Consider the following 23,295-nt stretch of genomic DNA (forward strand, 5'->3'; position numbering starts at 1 on the left):
GAGGACCCGTGTCCGTCCCCCACCAGGCCACCGCGAACCCGAAGCGGGTCGCGCTGGCAGCCTCGGTCGGCGCCACCATCGAGTGGTACGACTTCTTCCTCTACGGCACGGCCGCCGGCCTCGTCTTCGACAAGCTCTACTTCAACGGGCTCAGCGGCACCGCCGCGACCTTCGCCTCCTTCGGCACCTTCGCCGTCGGGTTCCTCGCTCGCCCGATCGGCGGCCTGATCTTCGGGCACTTCGGCGACCGGATCGGCCGCAAGACCATGCTGATCTGGACGCTCATGATCATGGGTGTGGGCACGTCGCTGGTCGGGCTGCTGCCGACGTACGACTCCATCGGGGTGCTCGCCCCGATCGCCCTCGTGGTGCTCCGGATCCTGCAGGGGATCGGCGTCGGCGGTGAGTACGGCGGCGCGGTGCTGCTGGCGACCGAGTACGCCCCGAGAGGGCGGCGCGGGCTCTACGGCAGCTTCGCGCACATCGGTGTCCCGGGAGGGCTGGTGCTCGCCTCGGGAGCGTTCGCGATCGCCTCGCAGCTGCCCGACGCAGCCTTCCTGGCGTGGGGCTGGCGGGTCTGCTTCCTGATCTCGATCGTGCTGCTCGGGATCGGCGCCTGGATCCGGCTCTCCATCATGGAGACGCCCTCCTTCCAGGAGGTGCAGGCGGAGAAGAAGGTCTCCAAGCTGCCGGTCGCGGAGCTCTTCCGGCGTCAGCCGCGCACGCTGCTGCTCGGCATGGGCACCCGGTTCGTGGAGGGGTTCACCTACAACCTCTACTCGGTCTTCCTGCTCTCCTACGCGGTGACCGATGCCGGCCTGAGCCGGTCGGTGGTGCTCGACGCGATCATGGCGGGCGCCCTGCTGGGTGTGATCATGACGGTCGTCGCCGGTGCGCTCAGCGACCGGTTCGGGCGCCGGCCGGTCTACACGGTCGGTGCTGTCACGGCGCTGGTCATCGCCTTCCCGGTCGCGGCAGCGGTGCAGTCGGGGGCGGTGGTGGCCTCGGTGGCGGCGTTCGTCGGTGGCCTCGGCCTGGTCTACGGCACCGTCTACGGGCCGTTGGCGGCGTTCTGGAGCGAGCTGTTCGACACCCGCTACCGGTTCTCCGCGCTCAACGCGCTCTATCAGATCTCCGGAGTGGTGGCCTCCGGGCTGACGCCGCTGATCGCGGCCGCCCTGGTGGCGCTCTCCGACGACCGCTCGCTGTGGTGGGTGGCCGGCTACAACGTCGTGGTCGCCGCGATCAGCTTGACCTGCATGTGGTTGCTGCCGGAGACGCGTGGCGAAGAGCTGCGGGACACTGCGGTGGATGATGCGCGGGCAGAGCCCGCGAGAGAGGTGGTGGCGTCATGACGAGCCCGCTGCGTACGAACCAGGATCTCGACCAGGCCGCCCTGCGACAGGCCTTCGGGGTCTTCCCCAGCGGCGTGGTGGCGGTCGCTGCCGTCGTCGACGGACGCCCCGTCGGCCTGGCCGCGTCGTCGTTCACCTCGGTGTCGCTGGACCCTCCGCTGGTCTCCTTCTCGGTGGCCAACACCTCGAAGACCTGGCCCGACCTGCGGCGGTCCTCGCACCTCGGGGTCACCGTGCTCGCCGAGCACCACGGCGAGGTCTGCCGCCAGCTCGCCGGCCCCGTCGACTCCCGCTTCGACGACCTCGTCGTCAGCGAGTCGCTCGACGGAGCCCTCACTCTCGACGAGGGCCTGGCCCGGTTCGACTGCTCGATCTACCGCGAGGTCGAGGCCGGCGACCACATCGTCGTGCTGCTCCGCCTCCACGCCGCCGACCACGGCGCCGGCCAGCCCCTCGTCTTCCACCGCTCCAACTTCGGCCGCCTCGCCGGCTGACCTACCCCCTCCCGCCGAGAAGTCACCCCTGCAGGTCGAAGAGTCACCTCTGCAGGTCGAGTTGGCAGGACGTGGCCTCTCGACCTGCACAAGTGACGTTTCGGCCTGCACGAGCGACCTCTCGACCTGCGCGAGTGACGTCTCGACCGGGCGGGGTGAGGCTTTACCCAAGCATCTACGATCCCGGGTATGGATGTCGTCGGCGTCGTCGCTCTGTTCGGTCTGGTCCTGGTCTACTTCGCGATCGAGTCGTCGGAGAAGAAGGTCAGGTCGGAGGTGTCGCGCCGGATCGACCGGCTCGAGAGCAAGGTCGACCTGCTCCTGAAGCAGGCGGGGCTGGAGGAGCCGGCGCTCCCGCGCGAGGAGGAGATCCTGGCGCTGGCGCGCTCGGGCAAGAAGATCCAGGCGATCAAGGTCTACCGCGAGGTGACGGGCGCGGGGCTGGCCGAGGCCAAGAACGAGGTCGAGCGACTCACCTGACCACGAGAGGCTGCGTACGGGGTGCGAGACTCTCCGTGTGCGTGTCATCGTCGTTGGGGCAGGGATCGCGGGGCTGAGCGCGGCCCGTGATCTGTCGCTGAAGGGGCATCGGGTCACGGTGCTGGAGAGCTCCGACCGGGTCGGCGGAAAGGTCCGCGGTGAGTCGGTCGCCGGCCAGCTGGTCGACGTCGGCGCCGAGGCGATGCTCAACCGGCGGCCCGAAGGGGTCGCGCTCGCCCGGGAGATCGGTCTCGAGGTGGTGCACCCGACCGACGCGAAGTCGTCGATCTGGTCGCGGGGGTCGCTGCGGCCGATCCCGCGCTCGATCATGGGGGTGCCGCTCGACCTGGCCGGCCTGGAGTCGTCGGGCCTCCTCTCCGAGGAGACCCTCGAGGTCGTACGCCGCGAGCCCACGCTCCCGCCGGCGGACACCGACGTCGACACCTCGATCGGAGACCTCATCGCCGCCCGCTTCGGCGACGAGACGGCCGACCGGCTCGCCGAGCCGCTGCTCGCCGGGGTCTACGCCGGCCATGCTCGCTCGATCTCGGTGGCGGCGGCCGCCCCGCAGCTGTTCAAGCTGGCCGAGAGGGGCTCGCTGCTCGAAGCCGCTGCCGCGCTCCCGAGCTCGACGGTGCCGGTGTTCGCCGGGATCGAAGGTGGCATGTCGCGCCTGCCCGCCGCGTTGGCGGAGGGGTTGGACGTGCGGTTCGACGTGCCCGTCACCAAGGTCACGCGCACGGCACAGGGTTTCCTCGTCGAGGCCGGCGACGAGGCCGAGACGGCAGACGCGGTCGTGGTCGCGACGCCTGCCCCGGTTGCCGCGAGGCTGCTCGCCTCGACCGCTCCGTCGGCTGCTCGCGAGCTGGCGGGCATCGAGACCGCGAGCGTCGCGGTGGTCACCTTCGCCTTCCCCGACCTGCCCGCCGCGCTGGCCGGCAAGTCCGGATTCCTCGTGCCGCCGGTCGAGGACTGCGCGATCAAGGCCTCCACCTTCTCCTTCGCGAAGTGGGCATGGGTGGGAGAGCGCGGCCACTACCTGCGTACGTCGATCGGACGCCACGGCGAGCCGCCCTCCGATGACGACGACCGCCTGGTCGCCGACTCCCTCGCGGCCCTCGAACGGATCGCGGGCATCACCGCGAAGCCGTCCGACGTGCACGTCCAGCGATGGCCCGACGCGCTCCCGCAGTATCCGGTCGGCCACCTCGACCGCGTCGCCCGCATCCGCGGCGCCGTACGCGGCGTGCCCGGTCTCGCTCTCGCCGGAGCCTCCTACGACGGCGTCGGCATCCCGGCGACGATCGGCTCCGGCCATCGGGCCGCGAACGCGATCGCCTGAGACCGCCCGCTCGTCAGACGTCGAGTCGGCTCGTCCTGACCAAGATTGACGCCGAGTCGGCTCGTCATGACGCGCCGACTCGGCGCTGAATCCGGTCAGGACGAGCCGACTCGACGGGGATCAGTCGAGATCGCGCAAGAAGGTGATGATCGCGGCGAGAGCCTCCTTGGCGACCGGGGCGACGCCGGGCAGCGACATGAAGCCGTGGAACGCGGTGCCGTAGTCGACGAGGTCGACCGGTGTTCCGGCCGCACGCAGGGCGTCGGCATAGAGGGTGCCGTGGTCGCGGATCGGGTCGTGCAGGGCGGTGATGATGTGGGCCGGCGGCAGGTCGGCGTGGGAGTCGGCGCGCATGGGAGAGGCCTGCCAGGTCTCGTCGCCGTAGCGCGAACCCATGTAGAGGTGGCCGAACGTGCTCATCTGCTTCGAGGTCAGCACCGGGCCGTCGGCGTTGGCGGCCTCGGAGGGGAAGGTCTCATACATCTCCACCGCCGGATAGATCAGCACCTGGGCGCGGATCGGGGGACCGCCCGCGTCGCGCGCCATCAGCGAGACGACGGCCGCGAGGTTGCCGCCGGCGCTGTCGCCCATCACCGAGATCTTCGAAGGGTCTCCGCCCAGGTCATCGACGTGTTTCGCCACCCACTCCACCGTCGACCAGGCGTCCTCGACCCCGGCCGGGAACGGGTGCTCGGGGGCCAGTCGGTAGGACGGTGCGACCACGATCGAGCCGGTCTCGGCGGCGACGTTGCTCGACACCCAGGCGCTCTGCTCCGGGGTGCCGAGGCACCAGCCGCCGCCGTGGAAGTTGATGACCACCGGAGCGGGCCCGCTGAGCCCGCGGGGCGTGTAGATCAGGAGACGTCGCCCGTCGACGTACGTCTCCTCGATCTCGACGTCGGCGGGGCGCCCGAAGAGGAAGCCGACGACCGGTCCGGTGCGGAAACCCTCACGCTGGTTGCGCAGCGCGATCATCTCCTCCGCGGTGGTCGGCACCTTGACCAGGCGGGCCTGGAGGAAGGCGAGGGCTCGGGCGCGCAGCGGCAGGCGGTCACTCATGGCGACAGCCTGCCGCATCGGCCCTCGGCCGCGGTCCGGCATCCCGGATCCGGACGGTTACCCCTCATGTCGCAAAATGGGGGCCATGACCGATCCGCAGGCCGACATCCAGTCCAACGCCGCCAAGATCAACGAGCTCAACGACACCATCCGTTACACGATGTGGTCGGTCTTCTCGCTGGCCGAGACCCTCGGTGAGGCCGACCGTAAGGCGGAGGCCGTCGAGGTCGAGGAGCTCTTCGCCGCCTTCGCCGACGACGACATCGTCGTCCGCGGCACCTACGACGTGGCTGGCCTGCGCGCCGACGCCGACGTGATGTTCTGGCTGCACGCCGACTCCTCCGACAAGCTCCAGTCGGCCTACCACCGGTTGCGCCGCACCACCTTCGGCGCGCGCCTGGTGCCGGTCTGGTCGCAGATGGCGCTGCACCGTCCCGCCGAGTTCAACCGCAGCCACCTGCCGGCGTTCCTCGCCGACGAGCGCACCCACGACTACGCCGCGGTCTACCCCTTCGTGCGGTCCTACGAGTGGTATCTCCTCGACGACAAGGAGCGCCGTCGTCTCCTCGCCGAGCACGGCCAGATGGCCCGCGGCTACCCCGACGTGCGCGCCAACACCGTCCCGTCCTTCGCGCTCGGCGACTACGAGTGGATCCTGGCCTTCGAGGCCGACGACCTCTCCCGCATCGTCGACCTGATGCGTCACCTGCGCGGCTCCGAGACCCGTCGTCACGTACGCGAGGAGGTGCCGTTCTACACCGGCGCTCGCGTCGAGATCGCCGACCTCCTCGACCGTCTGCCCTGATTCCTGCCCGGGCTGGCTGCCCAGGATGCCCAGAGCCTTCCGAATTACGGTGGGCAGCCGCGTACGACTCCACTAGCCTTTCTCGCGCGGTGGCACCGTGCTCGGGTTCGTCTGCTGATCCCGTCGCGGTTCCTCAACACCCAAGTGACTGCGGGAGGGCAGAAGTATGGGGATGACCGTCCCTGGGGAGCTGGATTTCGTGCTCGACCTGCTCGGGTACGAATGGCCGAACGTCGACGAGGACGCTGTCCGCGAAGCTGCGCAGATGGTGCGTCGGCTGGAGGAAGACCTCCGCGGCACCCTCAACGATCTCGAGGTCCGGGTCAACGAGCTCGGCGACGGTGCGAAGGCTCAGTCGACCAACGCACTCATCCGGGCGTGGACCGAGAACCGCACGGCCAACATGGACAGCCTGCTCGACGCGATGCCCGGCATCGCGACCGGCATCGATGTCGCCGCTGACGCCATCGTCGGTCTGAAGGTCAAGGTGATCGCCGAGCTGACGATCACGGCCGCCCAGATCGCGGCCGCCGCCGCGACCGCCGTGGTCACCGCCGGACTCAGCGTGGCTGGCAACGCGGCCCTGATCGCGGCGCGGAAGAAGGCGCTCGACATCGCCACCGATCTTCTGATGGAAGAGCTGATCGGGCAGATCGCGAGCATGGTGGTCGAGCCGCTGACCGGCACGATCGCCGAGGCGGCGGTGTCGATCGCGTCGGCGCCGCTGGTGAGCGACGGCGACGCGACCGCGGCGACCGAGCTCAGCTATGACGTGATGGATCAGATCGCCACCGCGCTCAACGACTGCGGTACCGATCAGTACGAGTTGTGCACGACGTTCGCAGCCGAGGTTTCGGCACTTCCGTTCGCAGGGTCTTGAGGAGACATCGATGGCTAAGAAGATGAGCGATGTCGTCGAGGAGATCCGCGAAGCGGTGACCAATGCCTTCCGCGACGTCGCACAGTCGTTCAAGAAGAACGCTGATGACGTTGCTGAGAGCATCCGCAAGCACATGAATGCTCGCAAGGACTGGGACAGCAGCGCGGCGCAGTCTGGTTCGAACCGCCCGGGGAACACGAAGAATGCGTCCACCACGGATGGTTCGGCCCAAGGTGGTGATCGGGACCAGAAGGGCTGCGGTGACCCGGTTGACGTCGCTACCGGCGCGGTCTTCCTCCAGCAGACCGACCTCTCGTTGCCCGGCGATCTCCCGCTGATCTTGTCGCGTAAGCACTCGAGCGACTGGACCTACGGGCATTGGCTCGGCCCGTCGTGGTCGTCGACGTTCGACGAGCGTGTCGACATCCACACCGACCTGGTGGGACGCAGCTCGGCCGTGGTGGTGACGGCCGACGCGCGGACGCATGTGTTCAAGAACTTCACATCCGGCCAGGATGCGCGACCGGTCGCGGGCGGCCCGTTCCGCCTTCGGTTCGCCGAGGAAGGCGAGGTGCGCCTGCTGGACACGGCGACAGGCGAGACCCGTCACTTCACCCCAGACGGTGCTGGTGGGACTGCATGGCTCTCGTCGATCACGAACCCGTCGGGCGACTGGATCCGGTTCGCTCGTGACGAGCACGGTGCCCCGACCGAGGTCACCCACAGCGCCGGATATCGGGTGGAGGTGGCTACGTCTGGAGACCGAGTGACGGGCCTGACCGTGACCGGCGCCGACGGCAGCGACCCCATTCCCGTCAGGACCTTCCGCTACGGCGACCACGGTGACCTGGTCGGCGTACTCAACGGCTCGGGCGAAGAGCTCGAGTTCGGCTACGACCAGCACCGACTGACCCGCTGGGTCGACCGCAACGGCACCTTCTACGACTACGAGTACGACGCCCATGGCCGTTGTGTCAGCCAGGGCGGCTCCGACGGCGTCATGCGCAACACCTTCGCCTACGGCGAAGCCAACGCCAGCGGAGTACGCGAGACCCGGGTGACCGACTCCCGCGACCTGACCACCGTCTTCAAGATCAACAGCCGGTTCCAGGTCGTCGCCACGGTGGACCCGCTCGGCGCCACGACGAGCTCCGAGTGGAGCGAGCAGAACCAGCTGCTGGCGCGCGTCGACCCGCTCGGCCGCCGTACGACCTTCTTCTACGACGACGCCGGCAACCTCACGCGGGTCGCGCGCCCCGACGACAGTCGTGCGACGACGGAGTGGATCGACACGGACGGCGGCCCGCGCCCGTCGCGCCTGGTGCTGCCCGACGGTTCGATGACCACGCTGGGCTACGACGACGCCGGCCGGCGCATCTCGGTCACCGACGCCACCGGCGCGACCACCGGATTCGCCTACGACGACCACGGCCATCTGGCCTCGGTCACCGACCCGCTTGGTCGGGTCCGCACGATAGAGACCGACGCCGCCGGCCTGCCGAAGAGTGTCGTCGAGGCCGACGGCCGCCGTGTCGAGTACGAGCGTGACCACTTCGGCCGGGTCGTCGCGAGCACGGATGCTCTGGGCGCCCGCTCCGAATACGGGTGGACCGTCGAGGGGCAGCTCGCCGCGCGTCTGCTCCCCGACGGTTCGACGGAGTCCTGGACGTACGACGGCGAGGGAAACCCGGTCTCCTACACCGACCCGGCGGGTCGGGTGACGATGACCAGGTTCACCCACTTCGACATGCCGGCCGAGGTCATGGCGCCCGACGGCTCCACCACGCGCTACGCCTACGATCCTGAGTTGCGGCTGACCAGCGTCACCAATCCACAAGGTGAGTCGTGGCTCTACGAGTACGACGCCGCCGGTCGTCTCGCGACCGAGACCGACTACAACGGCCGCACCCTGACCTACGTCTACGACACCGCCGGCCAGCTGGTCGAACAGGTCAACGGCGCAGGTCAGCGCGTGGCCTACGACTACGACGTCCTCGGCAACGTCGTCACCGAAGAAGCTGGCGAGCAGACCACGACCCTGGCCTACGACCCGCTCGGTCGCCTCCTGCGTGCGACCTCTCCGGGGGTCGACCTGGCCATCGAGCGCGACCCGCTCGGCCGCGTGCTCTCCGAGGCCGTCAACGGCCGCAGCGTGACCAAGACGTACGACGCCTTGGGCCGCCCGATGCGGCGTACGACTCCCGCAGGCGTCGAGACCGAGTGGTCCTACGGCGCAGGGATCGCCCCGGAGCGGATGACCGTCGCCGGCCAGGAGATCGCCTTCGAGCACGACGAAGCGGGCCGCGAGACCCGGCGTACCTCCGGCGACGTCGTCCTCGAGCAGACCTGGGACCTCCTCGGTCAGCCCCTGGCCCAGCGCCTCGAGCGCAACGACGCCGCGTCACCAGCAGATGTGCTCCAGGAGCGCACCTACGCCTACGAGTCGGCAGGCCGCCTGATCGGCGTCGAGGACAAGCTCACCGGCGCCCGCCGCTTCGAGCTCGACCTGGCCGACCGGATCACCTCGGTCGCCCTCGACGACTCGGTCTCCGAGACCTACTCCTACGACCCGCTCGGCAACATCACCCGCTCCGCCACCGGCGGTGGCGACGCCGAGCGCCGCGACTACGAGGGCACCCTCCTCACCCGCGCCGGCCGCAACCGCTACGCGTACGACGCCCAAGGGCGCCTGGTGCGTCAGACCCGCACCCGCTTGTCGGAGAAGCCCGACACCTGGCTCTACGAGTGGGACGCCAATGACCGCCTCACCGCCGTCCGCACCCCCGACGGCACCCGCTGGACCTACCTCTACGACGCCCTCGGCCGCCGGGTCGCCAAGCGCCGCCACGCCGAGTCCGGCGAGGTGATCGAGGAGACCCTCTTTGCTTGGGACGGCATCGTCCTCATCGAGCAGACCGATCGAATCGGCGACACCCTCTCCTGGGTGCATCAGGGCTACCAGCCCCTCGCCCAGGTTGAGCTCACTCAGGGCGACGTCGATGCCCGCTTCTACTCCATCGTCACCGACCTAGCCGGTTCCCCATCGGAGTTGGTCGATTCAGGCGGTCGCCTTCATTGGCACGCACGGCGCACCATCTGGGGCGCGTCATCTGAGGAGTCGGCGACCCCGCTCCGCTTCGCTGGCCAGTACGCCGATGATGAGACTGGCCTGCACTACAATCATCACCGGTACTACGACCCCGCCACGGGCCGCTACCTCGCCCAGGATCCGATTGGCCTTGTGGCTGCGTCGAACCCGAGTACGTATGTCTCTAACCCGCTGGTGCTGGCTGATCCTCAGGGTCTCGCGCCTTGCGGATACGTTGACATTCTCGACCCGGCCGAGCGTCAGCACATTCTTGACGGCGATGGTCCAGGCAGTGGGGGGCACCGCTGGCCCGGGGCACCCGGCAAAACTCCATATCCGCAGTCGTGGTCTGATGCTCAGATCATTCATAACGTCGGTGACATCGTTACCGACCCCGGGACGGTCTGGAGGGTCCAGACAGGTAGTGGTGGCGCGCTGACAAACGCGGGTAACCCCGCGATCTGGCGGGCCTGGGAAGTTCGTGACGGAGTTCAGATTCGGGTTGCATTTGAGCCCGCTACAGGTAAAATTCGCACCGCATTCCCCGATCCCGGAGCGCCAACTGGAGCGATCGTGCCATGAACGACCTCATGAACCAGATCATTGAGTTCGCGGATGACATCGCTCCAAAGGTGCCGGAAGCGACGGTTGTTGATGTCAAGGACTGGGCGTCGCATACCGAGTGGATCCTTGCGTTGGACGTATTGGCGGAGCACCTATTCGACAGTGGGAACAAGTTCGACGAGCGTGAGTGGCAGCAGTTCTGTCAGATCGCAGTTGCCTCGGGTGCTGACGCGAGAAGGTACTCTTACGTCGATCCCAATAGATGACCTCGCAGAGGCCGTGAAGTCGAGAGTGGCCGATAGGCCACGCTTAGCGCGCACGTATGTTCTCAAGCGCTCTGAGGTGTACTAACTCCCGGATGACACCACGGCCCGATGGGGTGATTTCCCGACGCCGGAACCGGCGCCGAGATCCTCATCGAGGCGATCTTTCACCGGGCGGGCACGGCGACGTGCTGCAAGTCCTGCAAGCGCAGTTCCTCGATCTAGATGTGGTGCGATAAAAGCCTCATGACGGTCAAGGTCTGCTAGGGCCGTTCGGCACATCCGCTAGTTGTGATGCCCAGCCAGGTTGTTCAATCTGGTGATGGGTGCGGCTTTCCCGATTGCTGAGTGGGGCCGGTGGTGGTTGTACTGGTGGACCCATCCTGGCAGGGCGGCGAGTCGGGCGGATTCGGAGTTGTAGAACTTCTTGAATGCCCATCCCTCGGCCAGGGTGCGGTGGAAGCGTTCGATCTTCCCGTTGGTCTGTGGCCGGTAGGGCCTGGTCTTCTTCGGCGTGATGCCTAGATCTGCGCAGGTTTCGCGCCATAGGTGGGACTTGTAGCAGCTGCCGTTGTCGCTGATGACACGCTGGACGGTGACGCCGCGGGCGGCGAACCAGGCGACCGCGTTCTTGAGGACCGCGACAGCGGTTTGGCTGGTCTCGTCGTCGTGGGCTTCGACGTAGGCCACGCGGGAGTGGTCGTCGATCACGGTGTGTAGGTAGCAGGTTCCGATCAGTGGTTGACGGTGTTTGTTCTTGGGTCCACCGGTGCGTTTGGCTGTTGTGGAGCGGTTCTTGTCGCCCTGCTGTTTGCCGAGGTAGCGCCAGCCGCCGCCGTCGGGGATCTTGCCGAGCTTCTTGACGTCGACGTGGATCAGGTCGCCGGGCTTGTCGTGTTCGTAGCGGCGGATCGGCTCACCGGTGGCCCGGTCGATGTGGGCGAGACGGTTGATCCGACACCGCACGAGCACGGCGTGCACGGTCGAGGAAGCCATGTTGAGCCTGTCGGCGATCTGGACCGGCCCGAGGCGTTGTTTCCACCGCAGATGCACGATCTTGCGCACGACCGGAGCCGGGGTCAGGTTGGGTTGATGGTGCGGCGCTGAGGACCGGTCGAGCATCCCAGCCGGACCTTCGTAGCGGTAACGCTCGGCCCACTTCTTCGCGGTACGCCACGAGACGTCATAACGCTCAGCAGCGCGGGCCGGCGGCCAGCCGTGTTCAACGACGAGACGCGCAAGCCTGAGCCGGGCGCGAGGGGTCAGGGCAGCGTTGGCATGGGTAGCGTGGGACACGAAGGCCTCTCCTGGTGGCGGAACTGGTTCCTAGACAGCTCCACTCCACACCGGGGAGGCCTTCGTCCATCTACACCTCAGACCGTGTCGTCACAGGAACTCGACCAACGTGCCTGGGCATCACAGCTAGTCGCGTCGTCGTTATGTGCGACAACGGCGGCCAAGTCTGGCTCAGTTCGACAGACCTCGCTGTGGTGATCCCTATCCTCAACGTCCCGACTGGGTGATCGCACCCGGAGTCGATGTGGTCGCAGAGCAGCATCGGGTTAGACGGCTCAGGCAGGGTGAGGCCAAGCGGCCTATAGGCCACTCCGCAACTTCACGACTACTGCCGCAGTCGCGCCAGCGCGCTCATCCCGTGGAAGATCACGACCGCGGCGATGGTGCCGAGGGCGATCCCAGTAAAGGTGAGGTCGCCGAAGGTGAGGGTGAGGTTGCCGATGCCGATGACGAGGGCGGCAGCGGCGGTGAACTGGTTGACCGGGTCGGCGAAGTCGACGCGGTTGTCGAGCCAGATCCGGATGCCGATGAGGCCGATGAGGCCGTAGAGGGCGACGGTGATGCCGCCGAGGACGCCGGCGGGGATCGTGTTCAGCAGGGCACCGAACTTCGGTGACAGCGAGAGCAGGATCGCGACCACGCCGGCGACCCAGTAGGCGGCGGTGGAGAAGACGCGGGTGGCGGTCATGACGCCGATGTTCTCGCCGTACGTCGTGGTCGCGGAGCCGCCGAAGCCGCCGGCGATGGTGGTGGCGAGGCCGTCGGCGAAGAGCGCTCGGCCGGTCTCGCGGTTGATGGTGTCGTCGCCGGCGAGGTGGGCGACGCTGCGTACGTGGCCGACGTTCTCGGCGATGAGCACGAGCACGACGGGCAGGAACATCGGCACGACCGACCAGGTCACATCCGGCGTGGAGAAGTCGGGCAGCCCGAACCAGGCCGCCTCCTTGAACGCCGAGGTGTCGATCTGGCCGGCGATCAGCGCGGCGATGTAGCCGACGACGACACCGACCAGGATCGAGAGCCGGGCGATCAGCCCGCGGAAGGCCACGGCGACGACCAGCACCGTCGCCAGCGTGATCGCGGCGACCAGCACCGCGCCGTTGTCGGGCTTGGCCGGGTCGCCACCGACGACGTTGTTGGTCGCGGCCGAGGCGAGGTTGAGACCGATCAGCGCGACGATCGCACCGGTCACCACCGGAGGCATCAGCACCTCGATCCACCGGGTGCCGGTGACCATCACGATCACCCCGACCAGCGCCAGCAGCGCGCCGGTGACCATGATCCCGAAGAGCGCGGCGCCCATCCCGCCGCCGCCCATGGCGGCCCCGATCGGCGCGATGAACGCGAACGACGAGCCGAGATAGGAAGGCAGCCGGTTGCGCGTGATGAGCAGGAAGAGCAGCGTGCCGGCGCCGGAGAAGAACAGCGTGGTGGTCGGCGGGAAGCCGGTCAGCAGCGGCACCAGGAACGTCGCGCCGAACATCGCGACCACGTGCTGCCCGCCGAAGCCGATCGTGCGCGGCCAGCTCAGCCGTTCACCGGGATTGACGATCGCCCCGTCGCGTACGTTCTTGCCGTCTTCGTGCAGGTCCCAACCGAATCGCATCTCGCACCCTCTTCAGCTCTCGTACGGCGCGATCGCCGCTCGCCGAACGATAGGGCCGATTCCCGCGAGGACGGAAGTGGGACGCTCCGTAGGGTTGATGACATGACGATCCGCATCGGAGTCCAGATCCAGCCCCAGCACGCCGACTACGCCCAGATCCGCGACGCCGCGCGCCGCGCGGAGGAGATCGGCGTCGACGTGATCTTCAACTGGGACCACTTCTACCCGCTCTACGGCGAACCCGACGGCAAGCACTTCGAGGCCTGGACCATGCTCGCCGCCTGGGCCGAGCAGACCACCAGCGTCGAGATCGGCTGCCTGGTGACCTGCAACTCCTACCGCAACCCCGAGCTGCTCGCCGACATGGCCCGCACCGTCGACCACATCTCTGACGGCCGGCTGGTCTTCGGCATCGGGTCGGGCTGGTTCGAGCGCGACTACACCGAGTACGGCTACGACTTCGGCACCGCCGGCTCCCGCCTCGACGCCCTCGGCGAGGCGCTGCCGCGCATCGAGAAGCGCTGGAGCGAGCTCAACCCCGCACCGCTGGGCCGCGATGGTTCGGGCGACATCCCGGTGATGATCGGTGGCGGCGGGGAGAAGAAGACCCTGAAGTACGTCGCGAAGCACGCCGACATCTGGCACTCGTTCTCCGACGTGGCCACCCTCGAGCGCAAGCGCGGCATCCTCGCCGAGCACTGCGCGGCCATCGGCCGCGACGTGACCGAGATCGAGGTCTCGACGGCGGCCGACACCGTCGAGGCCGCCAAGCCGCTCCACGACGCCGGCGCCACGCTGTTCACCTACGGCGTCGACGGCCCCGACTACGACCTCGCGCCGCTGGAGAAGCTCGTCGCCTGGCGGGACTCGGTCGGCGCCTGACCTCGTGCCTTCGCGGCTGTGTTGGTTTCGACACGGGCTCGCTGGCGCTCGCCCGGCTCAACCAACGGTGGTCGAGCCGCCGGAGCCGCCAGGCGAAGGCGTGTCGAGACCAACACGGTCACCCGACGACAACCGTCCCCGACGTCACCAGCAGATCCGCGTACGCCTTGGCGAGCTGCTGCGTGACCGGCCCACGCTCGATCGGCCGACCGTCGAGCGAGACCACCGGGGTCAGCCCGCCCATGGTGCCGGTCACGAAGGCCTCGTCGGCGGTGTGGGCGTCGGTGAGCGAGAAGTCGCCGACCGCGACCGGCTGCCCCAGCTGGGCAGCCAGCTCCAGGACGGTGGCGCGGGTGATGCCCTCGGGGCACGCCCGCGTGGTCGAGGTGCGCAGCACCCCGTCGCGTACGTGGAAGAAGTGGGTCGCGTTGGTCTCGGCGACGAAGCCGAGGTCGTCGAGCATCAGCGCGTCGTCGGCGCCGGCGTTGTTGGCCTCGACCTTCGCCAGGATCGAGGGGATCAGGTTGTTGTGGTGGATCTTCGGGTCGAGCATGTCGGCACGCGGGCGCCGCTGGGCGGCGGTGACCAGCGAGATGCCCGCGTCGTCGTAGACCGGCGACTTGAACTCGGCCAGCACGATCAGCGTCGGCCCCGACTGGTTGAGCCGCGGATCCATGCCGGAGGTCACCTTCACCCCGCGGGAGAGCGTGAGCCGGATGTGGACGTCGTCGTGCATCCCGTTCGCCGCCAGGCACTCCCGGATCGCCGAGATCATGAACGCGTGCGACGGGATGTCGGTGAACGCGAGAGCCCGGGCCGATCGGCGCAGCCTCAGCAGATGCTCGGAGAGCTTGAAGATGCGCCCCTGGGTGAGCCGCAGCCCCTCCCAGACGCCGTCGCCGCCCTGGGCGAGCGAGTCGAACGGCGAGATCCGCGCCTCGAGCCGGTGGGTGAGGTCGCCGTTGATCCAGACCTGGAGGTCGTCGTTGCGGGCGTCGTAGGTCTGGAGCATCAGTCACCATTCTCGACTCGAGGAGCCATGACATAGGGGGCGAGGCGATCGTAGTAGGGCAGGCATCGCTCCAGCAGCGGCTCCAGCCGTGCGGGCAACGGGTCGGCGGCGCCGGGGGAGGAGACCGCGAAGCCGGTCGACGCCCATACGCCCGAATACCAGTGCGACGCCCAGACGCCGTCGGAGTCACGACGGCCGACCGGCCATGTCAGCATCGCCTCGTCGAACCCGATCCCCAGCGCGGCGCACAGCGCTCTGAGCGACTCGCGAGGGGCTTCCAGGATCGAGGCGGCGTCGATCACCGGCCCACCGAACTCCTCGAAGAGCGCCACCTGCTGGGGGAGACCGAGATCCTCCAGCGTCGGCTCCTCGCGCACCTTGGCATACGACGTCAGCACCCGCAGCGGGTCACGCACCAGGAACGCGTGCGAGAGTCCCGAGAAGGCCTTCCAGTCCATCGAGGGGAGCATGTGGTGGGTCATGTGCTTCTGATACTGGATCGCTGAGTCGACCGGAGCGGTGGTGATCTCGCGGGCCACCACCCGCCAGTCCGTCGGCTGGGAGGCGATCACCTCGGCGCTTCCGGGGTGATCGATGCCGGTGGCCGAGAGGTAGGCGGCGTACAGCGGCTCGTCGAGGACGGTGCAGTCGGGCCGGTTCTCGAACGAACGCATCAAGGCCGTCGACAGGTTGCGAGGCCCGGACCACATCGCGATGCGCTCGGTCACCATCGGCTCAGTCACATCGCTCAACGTAGCGATCGCCGGATGAAGTTGCAGAGTTAACTACCCCAGATGACCCGAGTGGCGGTTTCGCATAGCCCGTTCGGGCTAGGTACGCTGTAATTTCGCCCAACGCTCATCTCAAGGTCCCCCAACCCCAGGATCGCTGTGTCTGCACCCAAGACCCATCACGAGACGTCGCTCGGCCGGATGGCCGTCCTCGACGCCGTACGCCTCTTCGCAGCCCTCGCGGTGGTGCTCTACCACTTCACTGCCCGGGCCCATGACCCCTGGCGTGAGGGCACCGTCTCCTCCGAGATCTTCCCGCACCTGTCGAACGTGACGGTCTTCGGGCAGTTCGGCGTCGACCTCTTCTTCATCATCTCCGGGTTCGTGATCCTGATGTCGGCCTGGGGGCGCGACGTCGCCTCGTTCACCACCTCGCGGATCACCCGTCTCTTCCCGGGCTACTGGGCCGCGGTGCTGCTGACCGCGGGTCTGCTGCTGTTCGTGTGGAGCCCCAACGACAAGCACGTGGCCCTCACCGACGTCGGCGTCAACCTGACGATGATGCAGACGGCCTTCGACGTGCCGATGGTCGACGGCGTCTACTGGACGCTCTGGTTCGAGCTGCGGTTCTACGTGCTGATCGGCATCTTGATGGTCTTCGGTCTGACGGGTGCGCGCGTGCTCGCCTTCGCCGCCATCTGGCCGACCGCCGCGGTGCTCGCCGACGCTGCCGGCGCGGGGCTCCTCAGCAACATCCTGATCGCCGAGTACGCCCCGATGTTCGCCGGCGGCATGGCCCTCTACATGGTGGCTCGCGACAAACGGAACCTGCTCGCCTGGCTGGTGTTGCTGCAGAACGTCGCCCTCGGCGCGGGCTGGGCGTCGCTCAACACCCGTGACCGGCTGATGGAGTGGACCAACTTCGACCCGCCGGTGGCCTGGTGTGTGCTGGCCAGCCTGGCGTGCTTCGTGCTGGTCGCCGTGGTCACCCTGACCCCGGTCTCACGGATCACGGGCCGCTGGTTCACCACGGCGGGCCTGCTGACCTACCCGCTCTACCTGATCCACCAGTACTGGGGATTCGCCATCATCCGGGCGCTCACCGGCGACCTGCCCCGCTACGCCGTCCTGGCCATCGCCGTCGGCGCCTCGCTCGTGCTGGCCTGGCTGATCCACCGCCTGGTCGAGCGGCCGCTGGCCCCGCTGCTCAAGCGCGGACTGAAGAGCGCTTTCGCGTCGTTGGCCCACCAGGACGGCCGCCCCCGGGTCTCCCGCTCCCAGACGCCCGCACGTACGCGCGTTGAGGCGCCCGTGCGTGAGCGCGAGATGGAGTCGGTCAACCGCTGAGCCCGGTGCGGGCTCAGCGGTGCGGCCCAGTGGTGCGGGTCAGGCCTCGTCGCTCGGCGCGAGGCTGATCGAGATCGAGTTGATGCAGAACCGGTCACCGGTCGGGGTGCCGTAGCCGTCGGGGAAGACGTGGCCGAGGTGGGAGCCGCAGTTGGCGCAGCGCACCTCGACCCGGTCCATCCCGTGCGACTTGTCCTCGATGTATTCGATCGTGTCTGAGATCGGCTGGTAGAACGACGGCCAGCCGCAGCCCGAGTGGAACTTGGTGTCCGACTCGAACAGCTTGGCCTGGCAGGCCTTGCACGAGTAGACGCCCTTGGTCTCGGTGTCGGTGTATTCACCCGTGAACGCCCGCTCGGTGCCGGCCTCGCGCAGCACCGCGTACTCCTCCGGCGACAGCTCGGCACGCCACTGCTCGTCGGACTTCTCCACGTTGTAACCCATGGTTGAAATGGTACGTCTGGGGTGGGAGCCGGATTCCAGCGGCTGGATACCCGTTGCGAATGTCGAGTGATTCACTATACTTTAATTCCGCGCTGCTTCTGGAGGAGGCCATCATGACCACGCTCGCCGCACAGCCCCTGCTGGACGCCATCCGCACCTATGCCGACGACGAGCTTCTCGCGCAGACCCAGGTGCCCGAGAGCGGACGGGACTTCCACCTCGTGCACCGCGACGACGAGGTCGAGGTCTGGTTGATCGCCTGGGCGCCCGGCACCAGCACCGGCTTCCACGACCACGGCTCCGCGGCTGCCGCTTTCACCGTGCTCGAGGGCAGCCTGATCGAGCACAACTGGTTCGGCGGACTCCAGATCGCCGACATCGGCCCCGGTGACGCTCGGGTGCACGCGCCCGGCCATGTCCACGACGTACGCAACGTCGGTTCGCTGCCGGCGATCAGCCTGCACGCCTACACGCCGCACCTGGACGCGATGCACAGCTATCGCTTCCTCGGTGACCGGATCAGCCTGATCGGTGCCGAGCCCGGGCGGTCCTGAGCGCCGCTCAGAACCCGGTGATGCAGTAGGGCAGTGGCCCGCCGTCGGCCATCGCGGCCCAGGTCTCGATCGCCTCGGTCGAGCCGGTGACACGGCCCGCGGCCGCCAGGGTGCGCACGTCCACGCCGCCGAGGTAGAGCGCGCCGAGGGTGTCTGCGCTCAGCGTCACGCTCGGGCGTGCGTCCGTCGCGGTGACCTCGGCGCGGCCGTCGCGGACCACGACCTGCCAGGCGCCGGAGGCGTGCCCGAGCTGGTCGTCGACGCCGAGCACGATCTCGCCGTCGGCGTGCCACGGCCGTGCCTGCAGCGCCGCGACCGGATCGAGCACGCGCATCCACAAGAAGTCGTCGAGCTCCTCGCTCTTGACGACGAACGGCTCGGCGAGCGCCCACGAGAGCGGGTCGCGCAGCGGTGCCTTGCGCCAGCTGACCCGCTCGACGAGGTCGATGTCGGCGAGGAACCGCCACAGGCGGAGGTAGGCGGCCGGGGTCAGGGCGACCAGGTCGACGACGGTGGCCATCCGCAGGCCGGCGTCGTTGCGCTCGTCGGCGGTCTTGAAGACCACGTAACCATCGGGGGTGCCGGACGCGTCCAGGTGCAGCGCCACCCGCTGCTTGGACTCGTCCTTGGAGTCGCCGCCGAAGTCGTAGGCGCTGGAGAGCCAGGTCTCGTAGTAGTGCGGGCGGGTGACCGAGCCGCGGGTGGTCTCCTGGAACGTGGCGTAGACGGAGGCGATCGTCTTCCACGCGTCGGCCGGCTCGAGGAGGGTGACCGAGCCGTCGTCGGTGATCGCGTCGTCGCGGAACCTGAACTTCGAGGTCACCTCGACCTCCACCTGACGCACGTGCGTGGCCATGCCGAACCCGAAGCGCCCGTAGATCGACCCCTCCGACACGGTCAGGGCAGCCAGCGGCAGCCCCTCGGCGACGGCGTCGGCCAGTGCGACCGTCATCAGCTTGCGCAGCAGCCCCTGCCGACGGTGGGTCGGGGCGACGGTGACGTCGCTGATCAGGCGCGTCGGCAGGCTGGTGCCGCCACCCACGTTGACCGGCGCCGTCCACGAGGAGAACGTGGCGACCGGCATGGTCGCCGAGGCGAACTCGGTGGCCTCCGACCAGGCGCCGAGCAGGGTCAGCGAGTCGTTCTGGGTGTGTGCCCGCCAGGCCGCGAACCCGTCGTCGTTGCCGCGGGTCTGGTGGAAACCGCGCCGGGTCGCCTCGTACCACCCCTTCAGCAACGCCTCGTCACCCTCGGACGGGTCGAGACTGCGGAAGACGAGGCCGGGGTGTTCGAGGCGTGACATGAGTCGAACGTACGCCGCCGCCGTCTGCGCCCGCGACAGGTTTTATGCCTCCGCCTCGGCTGGCGTCGCGGTCGTCGGCACGGTGGTCGAGACGTGTCGACGCCGACGCACCAGCAGCCAGATCGGCACCGCGACCAGGGCGATGACCGGGATCCACGGCAGCAGCGCTCCCGCAGCGGTCGCGACCCCGATCCCGAGCGCGCCGAGCGCACCCCATCCGGCGCTGAGCCCGGGGAGGAAGCCCGCGTCGTCTCCGTCGCCGGAGCCGGTGCCGGCGCGCGAGATGGTGATCGTGATCGTCGACAGCGAGGTCTGGTCGGCCAGATGTGCCTGCTGGGCGAGCAGCGAGTTGAGCTCCGCCTCACGGCTGGCGAGCTCGGACTCGATCGAGATCACATCGCTGATCTGCTCGGCACGGGCGAGCAGTGTACGGATCCGCTCGATGCTCGCTCGGGCGTTCTTCACGCGCACGTCGGTGTCGACCACCTCGGTGGTCACGTCGGTCGCGGTGGTGCTGGAGTCGACCAGGGTGCCGAGCTTCTCGAGCTCGGCCATCGCCTTCGCGAAGGAGGTCGACGGGATCCGCAGGACCATCCGGGTGTGCCCGGGCCTGCCGTCGTCGTCGGTGCCGGTCTCCTGCTCGGCGACCTGGCCGGAGTGCTTGTCGGTGACGTGCTGGACCTGCGTACGTGCCTTGGCCACGTCCTTCGTCTCGGTGGCGATGGTGCCGGTGGAGATGATCGCCTGCTCGGCGACCGCCGGAGCCTGCTTGGCGTCGTGGTCGGGGGCGGACGCCGCCTTGCCGGCGCCGCCCCCGGTCTCCGCCAACGAGGTCGTGGCCGAGCCGCTGTCGGCCGACTTCTCCGAGCCCGCCGACCCGCCGCAGCCGGTGAGCACGAGCATGGTGGTGAGGGTGATCGCAAGGGCCATACCCGAGCTAGGCCGGACCTTTGTCGATGTCATGCCTGGGATACGCCCGGGGGCACCGTTTCGATGCAGCCGGTTGTGGTGCGGTCGGGGCCTGGTCAGTTCGTCGCCGCGGCGACCACCAGTGCGAGGGTCTGGGCCACGATGCCGTCGCGCATCTCGGCGACGGGCTCACCGGTGGCGTCACCCGACAGGATCGGCACGTGGATGTGACCCTGCTTGGTGTCGGCCTCGAGCGCGTCGCGCAGCGCCGTGGCGCGGTAGGCGGACTCGTTCGAGAGGTAGTCGCCGCCTGCGCCGGCCACCGCCGTGGAGCCCGGTGTCGGGTCCTCCCGGGTGACCGGAGTCGTCGATCCGGCCGGGATCTCGGTGATCGTGTGGTTGATGTTGACCGGGAAGCTGCCGGTCGGCGCGGCCTTCATCGCATCCGTGGGGAGCGTGGTGCGGGTCCACTGAGGCTGCGGGGTGGTGTGGGGCAGGTCTTCAGGGATCGGGATCGTCTCGTCGACGACGACCCGGTCGTTGTCGGGGACGGTGCCGCGGTGGGCGCCGTTCCAGTACTCCAGGTCGAAGCGGCCCTCGCGACCCTGGCTGATCGTGATCGCCGTGTCGACCGTACGCCGCCCGGAGACCAGGTGCGGAAGGAACGCGCGCTCGACGATGCCGTCGGCGAACGGCCCCCACAGCACGGGGAAGACCACGGTCTGGATCTCGACCGGCCCGTCGGGGGTCGAGACGGTGCGTCCGTCCATCGCGAGCGCGGTCGCGCCCGACGGGTTGGACTGCCGGATGTTGCGATCGAGCGTGAACGGGTCGAAGCCCGAGGCGAGCACCTGCCGCTGCCTGGCGTGCTTGCCGCCGTCGAACCGCGTCGTGTCGATGCCACGAGACGCCTCGTCGAACGCCCGCATCACCTTGTGGCGTGCGTCCTCGGACCAGCTCGGGAAGCCCGGAGCGACCCGAGCGAGCTCGAGCTCGCCGGCGAGGCGCGCCCAGTAGAGCGGACGGTCGTCGCTGCGGGGCAGGTCGCCGCCGGTGTCGCCGCGCCCCTGGACCCGGTCGACCGCTCGCTGCCACAGGGCCTGGCCCGCGAGCCGAGCCGCGGCGACGGCAACCCTGCTGTGGCCGGCGTCGCAGACGGCTGCCCTGACGGTGCCGGCGACGTCGTCGAAACCGGAGCGCGCCAGGATGTCTGCGACCGCCGGCTCGGTGAGCCGCGTGTGCTCCACCCGGGTCTCGGGGGAGGTGATGGTGCCGCACCCCGGCGCGGCGCTCGCCGCTGCGGGGGCGCCGGTGGCGAGCCCGAGAGTGACGGCAGTAGTGGCCAGGGCCGCGGAAGTCAGGGCTGCGGCGGCGCGGGTGAGCGCCGAGGTGCGAGTCGGCATGCGGAGTCCTTCAGAAGGTGGGTCGCCGGAGGAGGTTGGAGCGGATCATTCCGCTCCCGGGACGTACTGGCTAGTGGCTTCTCCCGTCTTGCCGGGTCACTTCGAGCGATTTCGGTGGGTGGGCGAGTCCGGGGACGGCTAGGTTGGCGACATGGCCAAGACACCGCCGGCACACGTGCAGGTAGGCGAGCGCGAGGTGCGGATCTCCAGCCCCGACCGGGTGATCTACGAAGCGACGGACCGCACCGCAGAGGTGACGAAGCTGATGGTCGCTGAGTTCTTCGCGGCCGTCGGCGACCCGCTGATGCGGGCGCTCCGCGATCGTCCGACCGCGCTGGAGCGTTGGCCCGACGGCTGGCGCGAGGGCATGAAGCTGGCCACCGGACCCACCGACAAAGAGGGCGACGGCTTTTACCAGAAGCGCACCCCCAAGGGGGCTCCCGACTATCTCGAAGAGGTGCAGGTGACCTTCCCGAGCGGGCGTACGGCGCGCGAGATCTGCCCGACCGAGGCTGCGATCCCGGTCTGGTGCGCCCAGATGGGCGCGCTCACCTTCCACCCGTGGCCCGTCCGCCGCGCGAACGTGGATCGCCCCGACGAGCTGCGCATCGACCTCGACCCGCAGCCGGGCACCGACTTCGCCGACGTCGTGCGGGTCGCCGGTGTGGCCAAGGAGGCCCTCGAGGAGCTCGGCCTGCGTGGGTTCGCGAAGACCAGCGGCAACCGCGGCGTACACATCTATGTGCGCATCCGGCCGGAGTGGACCTTCGAGCAGCTGCGTCACGCCGCGATCGGCTTCGGGCGCGAGCTGGAGCGACGCGACGGGGGAGTGACCACCGCCTGGTGGAAGGAGGAGCGCGGCGAGCGCATCTTCGTCGACTTCAACCAGAACAACCGAGATCGCACCATCGCCTCGGCCTACTCGCTGCGTGCCAAGCCCGGTGCTCCGGTCTCCACGCCGCTCACCTGGGGCGAGCTCGCCGACCTCGAGGACCCGCGCGAGCTGAACCTCTTCACCGTGCCCGACTTCCTCGCCGACGGCGACCGCTGGGCAGAGATCGACGACGAGGCGTACGACCTCGAGCCCCTGCTCGACCTGTGGGAGTCGTTGCCCGGCGGCGAGCTCAACTTCCCGCCCGACTACCCGAAGATGCCGGGGGAGCCGCCGCGGGTGCAGCCGAGCAAGAAGGTCGCCTCCCACTGGGACGACGACGGCAACCGCATCGACGACAAGTAGGTCGGCCTGAGGAGGGGACCGGAAGAAAGAAAAGGAAGCGCCTGCTCAGCGCGGATCCCCCGATCGCACGAGCAGGCACTTCCCGTTCGCCGGATCCCCCCGGAACGGCGAACGCACAAATATTAGGGGATTGCCAGCATGACCGCCACGGATCTTGGTAACAGGGCGGTAACCCTTCGTGTGTCGCCTGTCATATTCGGGGCGATCAGCCGAAACGCGGGCGGAACAAGCCGCCTGAGGC

Annotated in this window: 21 protein-coding genes; 12 read left to right on the forward strand and 9 right to left on the reverse strand. The window is 68.7% G+C overall.

The annotated features are described in order from the left end of the window. Nucleotides 1-8: 8 nt before the first annotated feature. The 4 genes from FB381_RS05245 (at nucleotide 9) to hemG (ending at nucleotide 3,671) form a co-directional block, all read left to right on the forward strand. Nucleotides 9-1,355, forward strand: coding sequence for an MFS transporter (locus FB381_RS05245; RefSeq protein WP_141779312.1), 1,347 nt, complete (start codon nucleotides 9-11; stop codon nucleotides 1,353-1,355). Continuing rightward, entirely contained in the window at nucleotides 1,352-1,849 is a 498-nt protein-coding gene (locus FB381_RS05250) for a flavin reductase family protein (RefSeq protein WP_141779313.1), read from the forward strand. The genes FB381_RS05245 and FB381_RS05250 overlap by 4 nt, the downstream gene beginning before the upstream one ends. 189 nt (nucleotides 1,850-2,038) lie before the next feature. Beyond that, nucleotides 2,039-2,329 (forward strand): ribosomal protein L7/L12, encoded by a 291-nt coding sequence (locus FB381_RS05255; RefSeq protein WP_141779314.1) that lies wholly within the window; start codon nucleotides 2,039-2,041, stop codon nucleotides 2,327-2,329. A 37-nt stretch (nucleotides 2,330-2,366) separates the two neighbouring features. Then, entirely contained in the window at nucleotides 2,367-3,671 is a 1,305-nt protein-coding gene (gene hemG, locus FB381_RS05260) for a protoporphyrinogen oxidase (RefSeq protein WP_141779315.1), read from the forward strand. Between the two features lie 120 nt (nucleotides 3,672-3,791). Here hemG and FB381_RS05265 read toward each other — a convergent pair whose 3' ends face one another. Continuing rightward, nucleotides 3,792-4,730, reverse strand: a complete 939-nt coding sequence (locus FB381_RS05265) for an alpha/beta hydrolase (protein WP_141779316.1) — start codon at nucleotides 4,728-4,730, stop codon at nucleotides 3,792-3,794. A gap of 85 nt (nucleotides 4,731-4,815) precedes the next feature. Between FB381_RS05265 and hemQ the strand changes: the two genes are divergently transcribed. The 4 genes from hemQ (at nucleotide 4,816) to FB381_RS05285 (ending at nucleotide 10,333) form a co-directional block, all read left to right on the forward strand. Further along, nucleotides 4,816-5,535 (forward strand): hydrogen peroxide-dependent heme synthase, encoded by a 720-nt coding sequence (gene hemQ, locus FB381_RS05270; RefSeq protein ID WP_141779317.1) that lies wholly within the window; start codon nucleotides 4,816-4,818, stop codon nucleotides 5,533-5,535. 172 nt (nucleotides 5,536-5,707) lie between these two features. Then, entirely contained in the window at nucleotides 5,708-6,415 is a 708-nt protein-coding gene (locus FB381_RS05275) for a WXG100-like domain-containing protein (protein ID WP_141779318.1), read from the forward strand. A gap of 10 nt (nucleotides 6,416-6,425) precedes the next feature. Further along, a complete protein-coding gene (locus FB381_RS05280) occupies nucleotides 6,426-10,085 on the forward strand; it encodes an RHS repeat-associated core domain-containing protein (RefSeq protein WP_141779319.1) in 3,660 nt (1,219 codons plus the stop codon). Next, entirely contained in the window at nucleotides 10,082-10,333 is a 252-nt protein-coding gene (locus tag FB381_RS05285) for a hypothetical protein (RefSeq protein WP_141779320.1), read from the forward strand. The genes FB381_RS05280 and FB381_RS05285 overlap by 4 nt, the downstream gene beginning before the upstream one ends. 282 nt (nucleotides 10,334-10,615) lie before the next feature. On the opposite strand, the gene FB381_RS05290 is transcribed toward FB381_RS05285, so the two are convergent. Together FB381_RS05290 and FB381_RS05295 are read right to left on the reverse strand one after the other, a co-directional pair. Further along, entirely contained in the window at nucleotides 10,616-11,626 is a 1,011-nt protein-coding gene (locus tag FB381_RS05290; protein WP_141779321.1) for an IS481 family transposase, read from the reverse strand. A gap of 325 nt (nucleotides 11,627-11,951) precedes the next feature. Next, a complete protein-coding gene (locus tag FB381_RS05295; RefSeq protein WP_141779322.1) occupies nucleotides 11,952-13,232 on the reverse strand; it encodes a uracil-xanthine permease family protein in 1,281 nt (426 codons plus the stop codon). Nucleotides 13,233-13,334: 102 nt separating this feature from the next. On the opposite strand from FB381_RS05295, the gene FB381_RS05300 reads away from it, so the two are divergent. Further along, complete coding sequence (locus FB381_RS05300) at nucleotides 13,335-14,114, forward strand: LLM class F420-dependent oxidoreductase (RefSeq protein WP_141779323.1); 780 nt, start codon at nucleotides 13,335-13,337, stop codon at nucleotides 14,112-14,114. A 118-nt stretch (nucleotides 14,115-14,232) separates the two neighbouring features. Here FB381_RS05300 and FB381_RS05305 read toward each other — a convergent pair whose 3' ends face one another. Together FB381_RS05305 and FB381_RS05310 are read right to left on the reverse strand one after the other, a co-directional pair. Further along, nucleotides 14,233-15,126: an aminotransferase class IV gene (locus tag FB381_RS05305; RefSeq protein ID WP_141779324.1), complete on the reverse strand. Its 894-nt coding sequence runs from the start codon at nucleotides 15,124-15,126 to the stop codon at nucleotides 14,233-14,235. Continuing rightward, nucleotides 15,126-15,869 carry a sulfotransferase-like domain-containing protein gene (locus tag FB381_RS05310; RefSeq protein WP_246087970.1) on the reverse strand — a complete coding sequence of 248 codons (744 nt, stop codon included), beginning with the start codon at nucleotides 15,867-15,869 and terminating at the stop codon, nucleotides 15,126-15,128. The genes FB381_RS05305 and FB381_RS05310 overlap by 1 nt, the downstream gene beginning before the upstream one ends. A gap of 147 nt (nucleotides 15,870-16,016) precedes the next feature. Between FB381_RS05310 and FB381_RS05315 the strand changes: the two genes are divergently transcribed. Next, nucleotides 16,017-17,204 (forward strand): acyltransferase family protein, encoded by a 1,188-nt coding sequence (locus tag FB381_RS05315; protein ID WP_141779325.1) that lies wholly within the window; start codon nucleotides 16,017-16,019, stop codon nucleotides 17,202-17,204. Nucleotides 17,205-17,243: 39 nt separating this feature from the next. On the opposite strand, the gene msrB is transcribed toward FB381_RS05315, so the two are convergent. Further along, nucleotides 17,244-17,648 (reverse strand): peptide-methionine (R)-S-oxide reductase MsrB, encoded by a 405-nt coding sequence (msrB, locus tag FB381_RS05320; protein ID WP_141779326.1) that lies wholly within the window; start codon nucleotides 17,646-17,648, stop codon nucleotides 17,244-17,246. A gap of 113 nt (nucleotides 17,649-17,761) precedes the next feature. Here msrB and FB381_RS05325 point away from each other — a divergent pair, with 113 nt between their 5' ends. Beyond that, the gene (locus tag FB381_RS05325; protein WP_170225055.1) at nucleotides 17,762-18,202 is read left to right on the forward strand and encodes a cysteine dioxygenase; all 441 of its coding nucleotides are present in this window, start codon (nucleotides 17,762-17,764) and stop codon (nucleotides 18,200-18,202) included. 7 nt (nucleotides 18,203-18,209) lie between these two features. On the opposite strand, the gene FB381_RS05330 is transcribed toward FB381_RS05325, so the two are convergent. The 3 genes from FB381_RS05330 to FB381_RS05340 form a co-directional block, all read right to left on the reverse strand. Then, the gene (locus FB381_RS05330; protein WP_141779328.1) at nucleotides 18,210-19,505 is read right to left on the reverse strand and encodes a GNAT family N-acetyltransferase; all 1,296 of its coding nucleotides are present in this window, start codon (nucleotides 19,503-19,505) and stop codon (nucleotides 18,210-18,212) included. Nucleotides 19,506-19,547: 42 nt separating this feature from the next. Then, nucleotides 19,548-20,408, reverse strand: coding sequence for a DUF4349 domain-containing protein (locus tag FB381_RS05335; protein ID WP_170225056.1), 861 nt, complete (start codon nucleotides 20,406-20,408; stop codon nucleotides 19,548-19,550). A 122-nt stretch (nucleotides 20,409-20,530) separates the two neighbouring features. Beyond that, nucleotides 20,531-21,817: a pyroglutamyl peptidase gene (locus tag FB381_RS05340; protein ID WP_141779330.1), complete on the reverse strand. Its 1,287-nt coding sequence runs from the start codon at nucleotides 21,815-21,817 to the stop codon at nucleotides 20,531-20,533. Nucleotides 21,818-21,968: 151 nt separating this feature from the next. On the opposite strand from FB381_RS05340, the gene FB381_RS05345 reads away from it, so the two are divergent. Beyond that, entirely contained in the window at nucleotides 21,969-23,054 is a 1,086-nt protein-coding gene (locus FB381_RS05345; protein ID WP_141779331.1) for a DNA polymerase domain-containing protein, read from the forward strand. The last annotated feature ends 241 nt before the right edge of the window (nucleotides 23,055-23,295 follow it).

Origin of the sequence: Nocardioides albertanoniae (assembly GCF_006716315.1) — a bacterium.
Taxonomy (GTDB): domain Bacteria; phylum Actinomycetota; class Actinomycetes; order Propionibacteriales; family Nocardioidaceae; genus Nocardioides; species Nocardioides albertanoniae.